We start from the raw sequence: 13,566 nt of genomic DNA on the forward strand, positions 1-13,566 counted from the left end.
GACCAGCGCGGGCGCGACCCGCACGACGACGAGCGCCGCGCACGCCGCGAGCAGCACGGGCGCGGCGGCCAGCAGCGGGTCGGCGTCACCGCCGCCGGACGGCACGAGGCCACGGCCCCGGACGGACACGAGCGCGGCGGCGGCGACCGCGAGCGTCGTCAGCTCGGCGACGAGCCGGCGCGCCTGCCCGACCGCGCGCAGGCGTGCGCGCTCGCGGCGGTCCGCCGGGACGCGACGCCCGTTCCACGCCTGGGCGGCGACGCGACCCGCGAGCACGACGGGTGCCGTGACCGCCACGGCCGCGATGCCGAGGGCCACCGTCACGGTGCCGGTCGCGCCCGGCAGCCACCAGGTGACGGCCGCGAACGCCAGCACGGACGCCACGAGCGTGACCGGCACGGACTCGAGCGCCGCCCGGTACGCCACCGACGCGACGGACGCGCCGCGGGCGCGCTCGGCGGCGAGCGTCGGCCGGCGTCGCGTCGCGAGCAGCCCGCCCGCGAGCACGAGGCACGACGCCGCGGTGGCGGCGATGCCCACGACCACGAGCGCGGCCTGCGCGCGCACCGCCGTCAGGCGCGCGTCGAACGCGTCGAGCACGGCGGGCAGGTTCGTGGCGACCGGCTGCCCGCGCACGCCGAGCGCGACGAGCGCGGCGCTCACCCCGTGCGCCTGCGCGACGCTCAGGCCGTCGGTGCGCAGGAAGGACGTCCCGACCGCGGTCAGCGCGCGGTTGGCGCCCACGACCTGGACGTCCTCGCGCAGCTCGAACGGCACGTACAGCGCGACGCGCAGGTCGCCGAGCGCGTTCGGCGGCGTCGGCACGGGTGCGACGACGTCGGGGACGAGCGACCAGTGCCGCGCGGCTGGGTCCGCCACCTCGTACAGCCCCGTGACGCGCGCGATCCGGCCGCTGCTCTCGGTGTCGAGCCGCAGCGTGACGGGCCCGTCCGTGACGTCCACGCCGAGCGCGCGCGCCGCCGGCACCGACAGCCCGGCCTCGACGACGCGGGGCCGGTCCGGCGCGTCCGTCTGCCACTGCTCGTCCGCGGGCACCGCCGACGGCTCGCGGCCCTCGACCCAGCGCACCGTCGGGCGGGACTCCTCGACCCCGTCGAGCATGACGAGGCTCGCGATGACGTCGCCGGACGGGGACCCGACCACGAAGGGCCGCGTCGAGACGACCGTCGTCGGTGGCGCGAGCGTCGGGTGCTCCGACCAGACCTGCTCGACGTGGCCGCGGACGAAGTCGATCGCCTCCGCGGGCTGCTGGCCGACGAGCTGCGTCACGACGGCGGCGGCGTCGGTGCCGGCACGGTCGACCGTGCCCTGCAACGCCTCGTCGGCGGTCCGGGCGACCAGCCGGGGCAGCGCGAGCGCGACCAGCAGCGCGCCGAGCAGCAGCAGCGCGGTGCCCAGCAGCAGCCCGGCGTCGCGCCGAGCACGGCGGCGGACGACGAGCGGCCCGACGGCGACGACGGCACGCGCGCGCGTCCGGGTGCGGGCGAGCAGGTCGGTCATCGGTCGTCCCCCAGTCGCAGGAGCGCGCCGGACGCGCGGCGCACGCCCGTCGCGACGAGCAGCGCGACCGCGACGCCCGCGGTCGTGACGAGCGCCCCGACGACCGCGCCCTGCACCGGCCACGGCCAGACCAGCAGCGGCCGGGGGACCGGGGCCAGGCCGTCCGGCGACACCGTGAGCAGCGGACCGAGCAGCGCCGCGAGCCCGTAGCCGATGAGCAGCCCGGCGCCCGCGCCGAGCACGACGAGCGTGAGGTTCTCCGCGAGGACGCCGCGCACGGCCGCGCCGCGCGAGAGCCCGAGGGCCTGCAGGCGGGCCAGCTCGAGACGCCGCGAGCGCACCGTCGCGGTCGCGGCCGCGCCCATGCCGACGAGGACGAGCAGCCCCGCGGTGCCCACGACCAGGGTCAGCGCGGCGGGCACGGCCGCGCGCAGCGGACCCTCGAGCGCGTGCACGCGTTCGGCTCGGCGCGTGACGACCGTGGCGTCGACCTCCTGGCGCAGCGCCGCCGCGGCGGCCTCCACGTCGGGGCCCGCCCCCGTGCCCCACCACGCGTCGACCAGCGGGTCGCGCATGCCGGACTCGGTCGCGGCACGCTGGAGCGCCTCGCGGTCGACCATCACCGCCGCACCGCGCGGTGCACCGGGCAGGTAGGGCACGACGGCCTCGACGCGCAGCTGGACGGGCGGCGAGCCGACCCGCAGCGGAAGCACGTCGCCCGGCTGCACGTCGCCCTGCCGGGCCGCGTCCGCCGTGAGCACGGCCGGCACCACGCCCTGCGTCGGCCACGCCGTCGCCGTCAGGCGCACGGGACCCTGCGTCGCGTCGGTGAGGCCGAGCCGGGCGTCGAGGTGCAGCGCGTCGCCGCCCTGGGCGGCGCCGGACGGCGCGTTCGCCTCCTGGCCGGTCCGGGCCGTCAGCAGGGTGCCGCCGATCGGGGCCACCGAGCCCGCGCGCCCGGCGGGGGCCAGGGGCAGGGCGGTCTGCGCGCCCGTGTCGTCGTCGTGGGCGAGGGCGCCGCTCACCGACAGGCCGAGGTCGCCCGTCGTGCCGGCCGCGGACCCCGGGGTCATCTCGGGCGGCAGGTCCTCGAGGGTCATGAGCGCCTGCACCGCGACGAGCCGTCGCGGCTCGACGCCCGGCGGCACCGCGACCTCGAGCCGCGTGGGCGTGTCCAGCCGCACGTCGCCGCCGCCGAGGCCGTCCCGGGCCGACGCCCATGTGCGCACGCCGCGGGCGTCCTCGACCGCGACGGCGAGCGTCGTCGTGCCGGGCGCCGACGGGACCGTGCCGGCGACGGCGTCCAGGCTCAGCCGGTCGGTCCCCTCGGGCAGCGGCACGCCGACGAGCGTGCCCGCGTCGAGCGGTTCGCGGACGCCGCGCTCGGGCAGCGTCGCGAGCAGCTCCGACCAGGGGGTGGCGGTCCGCCCCCGCAGGTCCTGCGGCGCCGCGGTGTCGACCCCGAGGAGCTGCACGGTCGTCAGCGCCCCGGACGACCCGTCCGTGTAGCCGAGGCGCACCGACCGGTCCACGACGGGTCGCACGTCGACGCGCGGCGCCGCCGCGAGCGCGTCGGTCACGGCCCGCGACGAGTCACCGGGCTCGCCGCCGAGCCCCGTCACGCGCAGGTCGGCACCGGTCGCGAGGTCGACCTGCTCGAGCTGCGACAGCCGCCACGTCGCCTGGAACGACTGCCCGAAGGTCGCCGTCGCCACGGCGAGCACGATCACGAGGCACGTGCCGGCCGCCGCCTCGGGGCGGCGCGCGACCTGCCAGGCCGCCATCGGGCCGACGAACGAGCGCGTGCGCCGTGCGAGCGCGTCACCCAGGCGCCCCAGCGGACCGACCAGGCGCAGCGCGATCACGGCCGCCCCGAGCGTGACGACCGCGGGCCCGGCGACCAGCACGGGGTCGAGGCGCGCACCGCCGCCGCCGGTGACGAGCGGTGCGCCGTAGGTGACGAGCTGCGCGAGCGCCAGGCCCGCGAGCACGACGAGCGCGACGTCGGCGCCCGCGCGGGCCAGGCTCGCGTGCGGTGCGCGCGACGTGGACCCCGCGGTGTGCCACGCGGGCACCACGAGGGCGACGGCCAGCGCGACCGCCACGACGCCCGTGGCGAGCAGCACGGGTCCGGGCGGGGCGTCGGGGACCACGTAGCCGGCGCGCGCCAGCGGCCCGGACGCGGTGAGGCGCCCGAGCGCGAGCAGCGCGGCCCACGGCGCGACCAGCCAGGTGAGGGCCGCGACGGCCGCGGCCTCGAGCACCGCGAGCGAGCGCAGCTGCCGCGCGGACCCGCCGCGCGCGGCCAGGAGCTCGCCCTCGCTCGCCCGGCGCTCGGCGAGGAGCCGTGCCGAGAGCAGCATGACGGTCGTGGCGAGCACGGTCAGCAGGAGCCCGACGACGAGCACGCCGATGCGCGTCACGGCGAGCTCGCGCCACGCGGCGTCGACGGTCGTCGCGACGGGCGCGCTGACGGTGCCGGAGGTGCCCGCGCCCAGCCCCTGCGCGAGGGCGACCTGGGCGTCGTCCAGCGCGGTCCGCAGGTGCGCGACCGCGCCGCGCGGCGCGCCGCCGAGCCGCGGCGTCAGCACGACGTGCGCGGTCTCGACCTGGTTCTCGCCCGCGAGCGCGTCGGGCGCGACCAGGAACGGGCCCCACGCGTCCGTCGTCGACACGCCCAACGCCCCCGGTGCGGGGTACGCGGGGTCGTGCCCGGCGCCGCCGAGCGGGTCGCGGCTCCAGGTGCGGGGCGGGCCGACGAGCTCGTGCGTGCCCACGACGACCCACGCGACGTCGTCCCTGCCTCGCCGCGCGGAGACGACCGAGCCGACGTCCCACCCGTGCGCGGCCGCGGCCACCTCGGGGACGTTGACCTCGACGCGGCCCTGGTCGTCCGTGGCCCGCTCGGGCCACGTGCCGCGCACGAGCCGCGCGGTGTCGTCCGTCCGCGGGTACGACGCGAGGTAGGCGACCGCGGACAGGCCCGTGCGCTCGGGCTCCACCAACCGGTGCGGCACGCCCTCGAGCCACTCGGTGCGGGTGGCGGGCACGTCGCCGACGACCTCGTCGAGCACGCGGTCGGCGGTCGCGACGGCCGGCGCGGCGTCCGCCCCACCGACCCTCAGCAGCACGTCGATCTGCACGTCGGCGGCCGGGGCCCGGTCGAGCGCCTCGTCGACCGCGCCGTTCGCGGTGAGGTCGAGCAGCAGGGCGAGGGTCGCGAGCAGGGACGTCGCGACGACCGCGACGAGCGTCACGGTGGCGACCACCGAGGCCTGGTCGCGCAGACGTCCGAGCAGCACGCGGGACCGCCAGGCCACGTGGTTCCCCTTCCGTGGGCGGCACCGTCGCGCACCCGTCGCGGTGATGCTAGGGGACGCCGGGCTGCGGGCGTGGTCGCGCTGCCACCACGGTTGTGCGGGTCGGTGCGCGGCGACCCGGTCGGGTGGCCGGTGCGGGCGTCCGGGTGACGGCCCCGGACGCCCGCACCGCGGGCGGCTCAGCCCTGCGGCGGACGCGTCATCGCGAGCACGTCGAGCGCGGTGTCGAGCTGCTCGAGCGTGAGCTCGCCGCGCTCGACGAACCCGAGGTCGAGCGTCGCCTGCCGGATCGTGACGCCCGCCTTCACGGCGTGCTTGGCGATCTTCGCGGCGTTCTCGTACCCGATGACGCGGTTGAGCGGCGTGACGATCGACGGCGACGACTCCGCGAGCGCGCGGGCGCGCTCGACGTTCGGCGTGGTCCCGGCGACCGTGCGGTCGGCGAGCACGCGCGCGCCGTTCGCCAGCAGGCGGATCGACTCGAGCACGGCCGACGCGATGACGGGGATCTGCACGTTGAGCTCGAAGGAGCCCGACGCGCCGGCCCACGCCACGGTCGCGTCGTTGCCGACGACGCGCGAGCACACCATGAGCACGGCCTCGGGCACGACCGGGTTCACCTTGCCGGGCATGATCGACGACCCGGGCTGCAGGTCGGGCAGCGCGATCTCGCCGAGCCCCGTGTTGGGGCCCGAGCCCATCCAGCGCAGGTCGTTGCAGATCTTCGTGAGGCTCACGGCGATCGTGCGCAGCGCGCCCGACAGCTCGACGAGCCCGTCGCGCGAGGACTGCGCCTCGAAGTGGTCGCGCGCCTCGGTGAGCGGCAGGCCCGTGTCCTCCACGAGCAGCGCGATGACGCGCTGCGGGAACCCGGCCGGCGTGTTGATGCCCGTGCCGACGGCGGTGCCGCCCAGCGGCACCTCGGCCGCGCGGGGGAGCGCCGCCTGCAGCCGCTCGACGCCGTACCGCACGGCCGCGGCGTACCCGCCGAACTCCTGCCCGAGCGTCACGGGGGTCGCGTCCATGAGGTGCGTGCGCCCCGACTTCACGACCTGCGCCCACGCGGTCGCCTTCTCCTCGAGCGCGCCCGCGAGGTGCTCGAGCGCCGGCACGAGGTCGCGCACGACGCCCGCGGTCGCGGCCACGTGCACCGACGTCGGGAACACGTCGTTCGACGACTGCGACGCGTTCACGTGGTCGTTGGGGTGCACGTCGCGCCCCAGCAGGCGCGTCGCGAGCGTCGCGAGCACCTCGTTGGTGTTCATGTTCGAGCTCGTGCCCGAACCCGTCTGGTAGACGTCGACCGGGAAGTGCGCGTCGTGCACGCCCGTCGCGACCTCGTCGGCCGCCGCGACGATCGCGTCGGCGACGTCCTGCGGCAGCACGCCGAGCTCGGCGTTGGCGCGCGCCGCGGCCTTCTTCACGCGCGCGAGCGCCTCGACGTGCCCGCGCTCGAGCGTGCTGCCCGAGATCGGGAAGTTCTCGACCGCGCGCTGCGTCTGCGCGCGGTACAGCGCGTGCGCGGGGACGCGCACCTCGCCCATGGTGTCGTGCTCGACGCGGTAGGCCTGCTCGCCCGCGGCCGCGCCGTCGGGACCGGTGGTGGAAGTCATGGACCCATCCTTCCACCGCTCCGGTGGCGGGAACCCGCAGGTCGTAGTCGGATGTGGGCACACCCCTTCCCGACGACGTGAGAGGCCAGGCGCCCGTGCGACACCTGAGGCGACGACCCGCGGCTCTCCTCGCCGTGGCGCTCGCGGCCCCGCTCGCCGCCTGCTCCGCCGCCGAGGCCGGACCCCCCGAGCTGCTCTGGTACATCAACCCCGACTCGGGCGGTCAGGAGCGCATCGCGCAGCAGTGCACGCAGGAGTCCGGGGGCGCCTACCGCCTCAGCACCGTGCTGCTGCCGCGCGACGCGCCGAGCCAGCGCGAGCAGCTCGTGCGCCGCCTCGCGGCCAACGACACGTCGATCGACCTCATGAGCATCGACCCGCCGTACATCCCCGAGTTCGCCAACGCCGACTTCCTGGCACCCGTGCCCGACGACGTCGCGCAGGCCGTCACGCAGGACGTCGCCGAGGGCGCCGTCGCGGGCGCGACCTACGACGACGAGCTCGTGACCGTGCCCTTCTGGGCGAACACGCAGCTGCTCTGGTACCGCAAGTCGGTCGCGGAGGCCGCCGGTCTCGACATGACGCAGCCCGTGACGTGGGAGCAGGTCGTGCAGGCGGCGGCCGACCAGGACCGCACGGTCGCCGTGCAGGGCGTGCGCGCCGAGTCCCTCACGGTGTGGATCAACGCGCTCGTGGAGTCCGCCGGCGGGCACGTCCTGGAGAACCCCGAGGCGACGGACCCGCAGGACGTGCGCCCGTCCCTCGACTCCGACGCGGGTCGCACGGCGGCCGAGATCATCCGCGGCCTCGCGGACGCGGGCGTCGGCGGTCCGCAGCTGTCCAACGCGACCGAGGACATCGACGCGTCGATGTTCGAGGGCGACACCGCGGGCTTCATGGTGAACTGGCCGTTCGTCTGGCAGCGCGCCAAGTCGGCCGTCGAGGCCGGCACGCTCGACCAGTCGGTCGTCGACGACTTCGGCTGGGCGGTGTACCCGCAGGCCGTCGAGGGCGAGCAGGCCCGGCCCCCGTACGGCGGGATCAACCTCGGCGTCGGCGCGTTCAGCGAGCACGTCGACCTCGCGTTCGAGGCCGCGCGGTGCATCGTCGCGCCCGAGAAGCAGGCCGAGTACTTCCTGTCCGACGGCAACCCGCCGTCGTCGCTCACGGCCTTCGACGACCCCGAGGTCCGCGAGACGTTCCCCATGGCGGACGTCATCCGCGAGTCGCTGCAGAACGCGGCGCCGCGGCCCCAGACGCCGTTCTACAACGAGGTGTCGTCGAGCCTGCAGCGCACGTGGCACCCGCCGCGCGCGGTGTCGCCCGGCACGAGCCCGCAGCGCGCCGACGAGCTGATCACGGCCGTGCTGCAGGGGGAGGCGCTGCTGTGAGCACCACGACCACCGGCGCGGGCGCCGTGCGCTCCGCGCAGCAGCCGCGGCGCAGGCCGCAGCGCTCCGACCGGGCCCGGCAGGAGGCGCGGCTCGGGCTGCTGCTGTCCGCGCCCGCGATCTTCGTGCTCGTCGCCGTCGTCGGCTACCCGATCCTGCAGGCCGTGTGGGACTCGCTGTTCAGCTACAAGCTCACCAACCCCGACGCGCGGCACTTCGTCGGGCTCGGCAACTTCACGCTGATCCTGGGCGACCCGATCTGGTGGCAGGCCCTCGGCGTGACCGTGCTGATCACGGTCGTGACCGTCGCGGTCGAGCTCGTGCTGGGGTTCGGCCTCGCGCTCGTCATGAACAACGCGCTGCAGCGGCTGCGGCCCGCGCTGCGCACCGCGATCCTCATCCCGTACGCGATCATCACGGTCGTCTCGGCGTTCGCGTTCCGGTTCATGTTCGACCTCACCAGCGGGTTCATGAACAGCTGGCTACCGTTCGTGCCGGCCGACACCGACTGGTTCGCGTCGTTCGGCAGCGCCGTGACGGTCATCGCGCTGTCGGAGATCTGGAAGACCACGCCGTTCATCTCGCTGCTGCTGCTGTCGGGCCTCGCGCAGGTGCCGGGCGAGCTGCAGGAGGCCGCGAAGGTCGACGGCGCGACCGCGTGGCAGCGCATGCGGCGCGTGACGATCCCGAACATGAAGGCCGCGATCATGGTCGCGCTGCTGTTCCGCACGCTCGACGCGTTCCGCATCTTCGACAACATCTTCATCATGACGAACGGTGCCGCGGGCACCGAGTCGGTCGCGTTCCTCGCGTACCGGCAGACCATCCAGCGCCTCGAGATCGGCATCGGCTCGGCGGTGTCCGTGCTGCTGACGATCGCCGTCGCGCTCATCGCCCTGATGTTCGTCAAGGGCTTCAAGGTCAACCTGGCGGCGTCGACGAGGGCGGGACGATGAACGCGCGCGGCAAGCTGTGGTGGTGGGTCGGCGGCCTGGCGATCGTCCTGTACTGCCTGTTCCCGGTGGCGTGGATCGTGTCGTTGTCGCTCAAGGCGCCGTCCGACCTCGACAACGGCTCGTTCCTGCCGTCGTCCGTGACGTGGCAGAACTACCAGCTGATCCTCACGGGCTCGGCGTCGGACCTGTTCCTGCCGGCGCTGCGCAACTCGGTGGGGATCTGCCTCATCGCCACCGCGATCGCCGTCGTCCTCGCGTCGCTGTGCGCGTACGCGGTCGCGCGGCTCGACTTCCCCGGCAAGGCGTTCGTGCTGGGCCTGTCGCTCGCGGTGTCGATGTTCCCCGTGATCTCGATCGTCACGCCGCTGTTCAACATCTGGCGCTCGATCGGGCTGTACGACACGTGGGCCGGCCTGGTGATCCCGTACCTGTCGATCACGCTGCCGCTGTCGATCTGGACCCTCACGGCCTTCTTCCGTGAGATCCCGTGGGAGATGGAGCAGGCCGCGCAGGTCGACGGCGCGACCACCGCGCAGGCGTTCCGCAAGGTCATCGTGCCGCTCGCCGGCCCGGGCGTGGCCACCACCGCGATCATCGCGTTCTTCCTCGCGTGGAACGACTTCGTGTACGGCATCTCGCTCACGTCGACCGAGGCCGCGCGCCCCGTGCCCGCCGCGCTCGCGTTCTTCACCGGCGCCTCGCAGTTCGAGGAGCCGACCGGCGCCATCTCGGCCGCCGCCGTCATCGTCACCATCCCCGTCGTGGTCCTGGTGCTGCTGTTCCAGCGCCAGATCGTCGCCGGGCTCACCCAGGGCGCCGTCAAGGGCTGACCCGGACCGAGGGAGGTTCGCCATGGCCGCGATCACGCTGAGCCACGTCGTGAAGAAGTACGGCGACGGCTACCCGGCCGTGAACGACGTCAGCCTCGACGTCGAGAACGGCGAGTTCGTCATCCTCGTCGGGCCGTCGGGCTGCGGGAAGTCGACGCTGCTGCGCATGGTCGTGGGGCTCGAGGACATCACCGACGGCGAGATCAGCATCGACGGCGAGGTCGTCAACGACAAGGCGCCGCGCGACCGCAAGCTCGCGATGGTGTTCCAGAACTACGCGCTGTACCCGCACCTGAGCGTGTTCGAGAACATCGCGTTCCCGCTGCGCCTCGAGAAGGGCAAGTTCTCGGACGACGAGATCCGGGAGCGCGTCGAGCGGGCCGCGGACACCCTGGAGCTGCGCGAGCACCTCGACCGCAAGCCCGCGAACCTGTCGGGCGGGCAGCGGCAGCGCGTCGCGATGGGACGCGCGATCGTGCGCGACGCGCGCGCGTTCCTGTTCGACGAGCCGCTGTCGAACCTCGACGCCAAGCTCCGCGGGCAGATGCGCACCGAGATCGCGCGCATGCAGCGCCGGCTCGGCACCACGACGCTCTACGTGACGCACGACCAGACGGAGGCCATGACGCTGGGCGACCGGGTCGCGGTGCTCAAGAAGGGCGTGCTCCAGCAGGCCGCGAGCCCGCGTGCGCTCTACGAGCAGCCCGTCAACCTGTTCGTCGCCGGGTTCATCGGCTCGCCGCCCATGAACTTCCTGCCCGGCGAGGTCGACGGCGACACGTTGCGGCTGCCGCTGGCCGACGTGCCGCTCGCACCCGCGCTGCGCGAGCGGATCGGGGACCGTTCGCTCGTGATCGTCGGGCTGCGGCCCGAGCACCTCGAGGACGCCGACACGTTCGACGAGGGCGGCCGCGAGGGCGGCGTGACGTTCGAGGCGGACGTGGACGTCGTCGAGTGGCTGGGCGCCGAGCTGTACGCGTACGTGCCGTTCGAGACGCACGCGGACGTGGCGCAGACGCTCGAGGAGCTCGATCGCGACCTCGACGGCGAGGGTATGCGCACGCAGCTGGTCGCGTCGCTCGGCGCCGAGTCGCACGTGCGCGACGGCGACGTCGCCGAGCTGTGGTTCGACCCCGCGCGGCTCATGGTCTTCGACCCCGAGACGGGTGAGAACCTCACGTACGACGAGGAGGCGGCGCGCCGGGCCGACGAGGAGAGCGTCGAGGAGCGGCGCCGCGCGACCGAGCGCGCGCAGCGCCGTGCCGCGCGCGCCGAGGAGCGAGCGTCCGGGAGGGGCGACCGCGCGTCGGCGGGTGGGGGGCGGCACACCGCGGCGTGACGGCCTGGCCGCCCGGCGGCCGGAGCTCGGGGACGCGGACGGGGAAAGGCCTCGGCTCCCGGGGTCGTGGGCGGGCAGCATGGCGGGATGGACACCACCACCACCCCGCCGTGCGACGCCGCGCGGTTCCTGGTGCGCGGGCGCTGGGTCACGACGCCCCGCCGCACGCGCGACCGTGACGAGCTGCTCGAGCACGTCGCGGCGCTCCTCGTCGCGCCGGGCGAGGAGCTCGACGAGGCCGCGCTGACCGAGCGCATCGCGACGCTCGCCGACGACCCGGTGCGCGTGCGGCGCGATCTCGTCGAGGCCGGGCTCGTCGGCCGTCGGCAGGACGGGTCGCGGTACTGGCGCGAGCGCGTGACGCCGCACGACGACGAGCCGGACGCCCGGGCCGCGGGCTGACACGCGCGCGCAGACGACCACCGGCGGACGGGCGCGTCGGGGCGTGGCGCGAACGACGTGCCACGCCGACGAGGGACCACGCCGGTGACGTGCGGGACGCCGGCGTGGGCTCCTCGCGTCGTCGCCCGGGACGTCAGGCCGGCGCGCCCGCCGGCACGACGCCCGGTCCCGCACCGATGTCGCCGATGACCTGCGCGACCTGGGCGCGCCCGTCGGCGAGCGTGTACTCGACCGCGACGATCGCGGTGCGGCCCGCGGCGACCGACTCGGCGAGCGACACCGAGTAGCCGTGCAGCTGACGCGACGTGTGCAGCACGTGCTCGTGGCCCAGGGTCGCGGCGTCGAACGAGTCGAGCGGCCGGCCCGACGCGGTGAGCCCGACGATCGAGGGGATCACGCGGTCGACGACGGCCTGCACGAACCCGGGCGGCACGTTGCCGTGCGTGATCGCGTCCGTCGCGGCGGCGACGGCGCCGCACGAGTCGTGCGCGAGGACCACGACGAGCGGCGCGCCCAGCACCTCGACGCCGTACTCGATGGACCCGATGACGGTCGTGTCGAGCACGTGCCCGGCGGTGCGCACGACGAACAGGTCGCCGAGGCCCTGGTCGAAGATGATCTCGGCCGCGACGCGGCTGTCGGAGCAGCCGAAGACCACCGCGAACGGGTGCTGCTCGACGCTCACCTCGGTGCGGCGGGCGATGCCCTGCGACGGGTGCGCCATGCGGTCCTCGACGAACCGCAGGTTGCCGTCGGCCAGCGCGGCCCAGGCCTGCGCGGGAGTGGTCGGCGTCGTGCTCATGCGGGGGCTCCCTCGGTGTCGAGCTCGGCGGTCGTCGGCGGGTTGGCGCCCGCACGCGAGACCGTGATGGCGGCGATGCGTGCGCAGCGGGCGAGCACCTGCTCGACCGTGCCCGCGTCGACGTCGTGCAGCGCGGCGCGGCGGTCGGCGCCGAGCAGCCCGGCGGACCACAGGCCGTCGACCAGGCCACCCATGAACGAGTCACCCGCGCCGACGGTGTCGGCGACGGTGACGCGCGGCGCCGGGACCGTGAGGCGCGCGCCGGCGGCGGTGCTCGCGAACGCGCCCTCGCCGCCGTGCGTGACGACCACGAGCGCGGGGCCCGAGCGGCTCCAGTCCTCCGCGACCTCGGCCGGCGCGACGCCGGGCAGCAGCCACGCGAGGTCCTCGTCGCTGACCTTGACCACGTCGGACGCGCGCACGAGCCGCTCGACGACGGGCCGCACGTCGGCCGGGTCTCCCATGAGCGCGGGGCGCAGGTTCGGGTCGTAGGTGATCGTCGACGTCGCGCGGCGGCTCTCGAGCAGGTCGGCGACCTTGGGTCCGCCGGGCGTCAGCACGGCCGCGATCGACCCGGTGTGCACGACGAGCGCGTCGCCCTCGCCCTCGTCCCACGTCGCGGGCAGGTCCCACTCGAGGTCGAAGTCGTACGTCGCGACGCCCGCGGCGTCGAGGTGTGCGGTGGCGACGGGGGTCCGGGCGGGCGCGCGGTCACCGGTCAGCACGTGCACGCCGGAGGCCGCGAGGTGCCGGCGCACGAGGTCGCCGTGCGCGTCGTCGGCCAGCCACGTGAGCAGCTCGGCGCGCCGGCCGAGCCTCGCGAGGCCGATCGCCACGTTGGCCGGGCTGCCGCCCGGGAACTCGTCGTGCGTGCCGTCGGGGCGGCGGACCGCGTCCACCAGCGCCTCGCCGATCACGAGCGCACGGCCCTGCGTGCTGCCGCTCACCGGTCCTCCTCGTCGTCCTCGCCCGCGGCGTGCGCCCGGGCGTCCTCGTCCAGCGTCCCGGCCGTGCCGGTGCGGCCACCGCGCGCGGCGGTCAGCCGCTCGCGCGCGCCGTCGAGCCACTCCTGGCAGCGCGCCGCGAGCGCCTCGCCCCGCTCCCACAGCGCGAGCGACTCCTCGAGCGTGCCCGCGCCCGACTCCAGGCGGCCGACGATCGAGGCGAGCTCGTCGCGGGCCTGCTCGTAGCCGAGCGTCGCGGGGTCGGGCAGGCGGGAGCCGGTGCCGGCCGCCCCGTCCGCCGGACCGTCGGGTGCGGTCGTCTCTCGTCGTGCCACGCGCACAGTCAACCAGTCGTCGCCGACGGCGCACGCGCGGGCCCGTGCTGCGGACCACGCCGTGCGTCGGCACGGCGACGTCGGTGCCCCCAGAGCGCCGTGCCCTGGTGCCG

General features: G+C 75.6%; 11 protein-coding genes. 5 read left to right on the forward strand and 6 right to left on the reverse strand.

Going from position 1 to position 13,566, the window contains the following annotated elements; all coding sequences use genetic code 11:
- From CS2_RS06185 to CS2_RS06195, 3 genes are all read right to left on the reverse strand, one after another.
- On the reverse strand, positions 1-1,521 hold a 1,521-nt coding region (locus CS2_RS06185), incomplete at its 3' end, for a hypothetical protein (protein ID WP_156442022.1).
- Complete coding sequence (locus tag CS2_RS06190; protein WP_156442023.1) at positions 1,518-4,841, reverse strand: ABC transporter permease; 3,324 nt, start codon at positions 4,839-4,841, stop codon at positions 1,518-1,520. The genes CS2_RS06185 and CS2_RS06190, both read right to left, overlap by 4 nt.
- Before the next feature lie 179 nt (positions 4,842-5,020).
- Positions 5,021-6,454, reverse strand: coding sequence for a class II fumarate hydratase (locus CS2_RS06195; RefSeq protein WP_046530294.1), 1,434 nt, complete (start codon positions 6,452-6,454; stop codon positions 5,021-5,023).
- Positions 6,455-6,588: 134 nt separating this feature from the next.
- On the opposite strand from CS2_RS06195, the gene CS2_RS06200 reads away from it, so the two are divergent.
- The 5 genes from CS2_RS06200 (at position 6,589) to CS2_RS06220 (ending at position 11,372) form a co-directional block, all read left to right on the forward strand.
- Positions 6,589-7,845 (forward strand): extracellular solute-binding protein, encoded by a 1,257-nt coding sequence (locus CS2_RS06200; RefSeq protein ID WP_233421086.1) that lies wholly within the window; start codon positions 6,589-6,591, stop codon positions 7,843-7,845.
- Positions 7,842-8,801: a carbohydrate ABC transporter permease gene (locus CS2_RS06205; protein ID WP_070319325.1), complete on the forward strand. Its 960-nt coding sequence runs from the start codon at positions 7,842-7,844 to the stop codon at positions 8,799-8,801. The genes CS2_RS06200 and CS2_RS06205 overlap by 4 nt, the downstream gene beginning before the upstream one ends.
- On the forward strand, positions 8,798-9,631 hold the full coding sequence (locus tag CS2_RS06210) for a carbohydrate ABC transporter permease (RefSeq protein WP_046530296.1): 834 nt from the start codon (positions 8,798-8,800) through the stop codon (positions 9,629-9,631). Before CS2_RS06205 ends, CS2_RS06210 begins: the two co-directional genes overlap by 4 nt.
- Before the next feature lie 22 nt (positions 9,632-9,653).
- Positions 9,654-10,970, forward strand: a complete 1,317-nt coding sequence (locus tag CS2_RS06215) for an ABC transporter ATP-binding protein (protein WP_070319326.1) — start codon at positions 9,654-9,656, stop codon at positions 10,968-10,970.
- Between the two features lie 87 nt (positions 10,971-11,057).
- The gene (locus tag CS2_RS06220) at positions 11,058-11,372 is read left to right on the forward strand and encodes a DUF2087 domain-containing protein (protein WP_070319327.1); all 315 of its coding nucleotides are present in this window, start codon (positions 11,058-11,060) and stop codon (positions 11,370-11,372) included.
- A 133-nt stretch (positions 11,373-11,505) separates the two neighbouring features.
- Here CS2_RS06220 and CS2_RS06225 read toward each other — a convergent pair whose 3' ends face one another.
- The 3 genes from CS2_RS06225 to CS2_RS06235 are packed head-to-tail and all read right to left on the reverse strand — an operon-like array spanning position 11,506 to position 13,387.
- Positions 11,506-12,174 (reverse strand): carbonic anhydrase, encoded by a 669-nt coding sequence (locus CS2_RS06225; protein WP_046530298.1) that lies wholly within the window; start codon positions 12,172-12,174, stop codon positions 11,506-11,508.
- Entirely contained in the window at positions 12,171-13,121 is a 951-nt protein-coding gene (locus tag CS2_RS06230) for a carbohydrate kinase family protein (protein ID WP_070319328.1), read from the reverse strand. The genes CS2_RS06225 and CS2_RS06230 overlap by 4 nt, the downstream gene beginning before the upstream one ends.
- Positions 13,118-13,387 carry an exodeoxyribonuclease VII small subunit gene (locus CS2_RS06235; protein ID WP_070319351.1) on the reverse strand — a complete coding sequence of 90 codons (270 nt, stop codon included), beginning with the start codon at positions 13,385-13,387 and terminating at the stop codon, positions 13,118-13,120. Before CS2_RS06235 ends, CS2_RS06230 begins: the two co-directional genes overlap by 4 nt.
- Positions 13,388-13,566: the final 179 nt, after the last annotated feature.

It is taken from the genome of Cellulomonas iranensis NBRC 101100 = JCM 18110 (assembly GCF_001552375.1).
GTDB lineage: Bacteria > Actinomycetota > Actinomycetes > Actinomycetales > Cellulomonadaceae > Cellulomonas > Cellulomonas iranensis.

What these genes read in the sequence shown, in the direction of transcription:
- CS2_RS06195 (WP_046530294.1), bottom strand. Translation starts at nt 6,454, where the DNA reads ATGACTTCCACCACCGGTCCCGACGGCGCGGCCGCGGGCGAGCAGGCC.
- CS2_RS06210 (WP_046530296.1), top strand. Translation starts at nt 8,798, where the DNA reads ATGAACGCGCGCGGCAAGCTGTGGTGGTGGGTCGGCGGCCTGGCGATC.
- CS2_RS06215 (WP_070319326.1), top strand. Translation starts at nt 9,654, where the DNA reads ATGGCCGCGATCACGCTGAGCCACGTCGTGAAGAAGTACGGCGACGGC.
- CS2_RS06220 (WP_070319327.1), top strand. Translation starts at nt 11,058, where the DNA reads ATGGACACCACCACCACCCCGCCGTGCGACGCCGCGCGGTTCCTGGTG.
- CS2_RS06225 (WP_046530298.1), bottom strand. Translation starts at nt 12,174, where the DNA reads ATGAGCACGACGCCGACCACTCCCGCGCAGGCCTGGGCCGCGCTGGCC.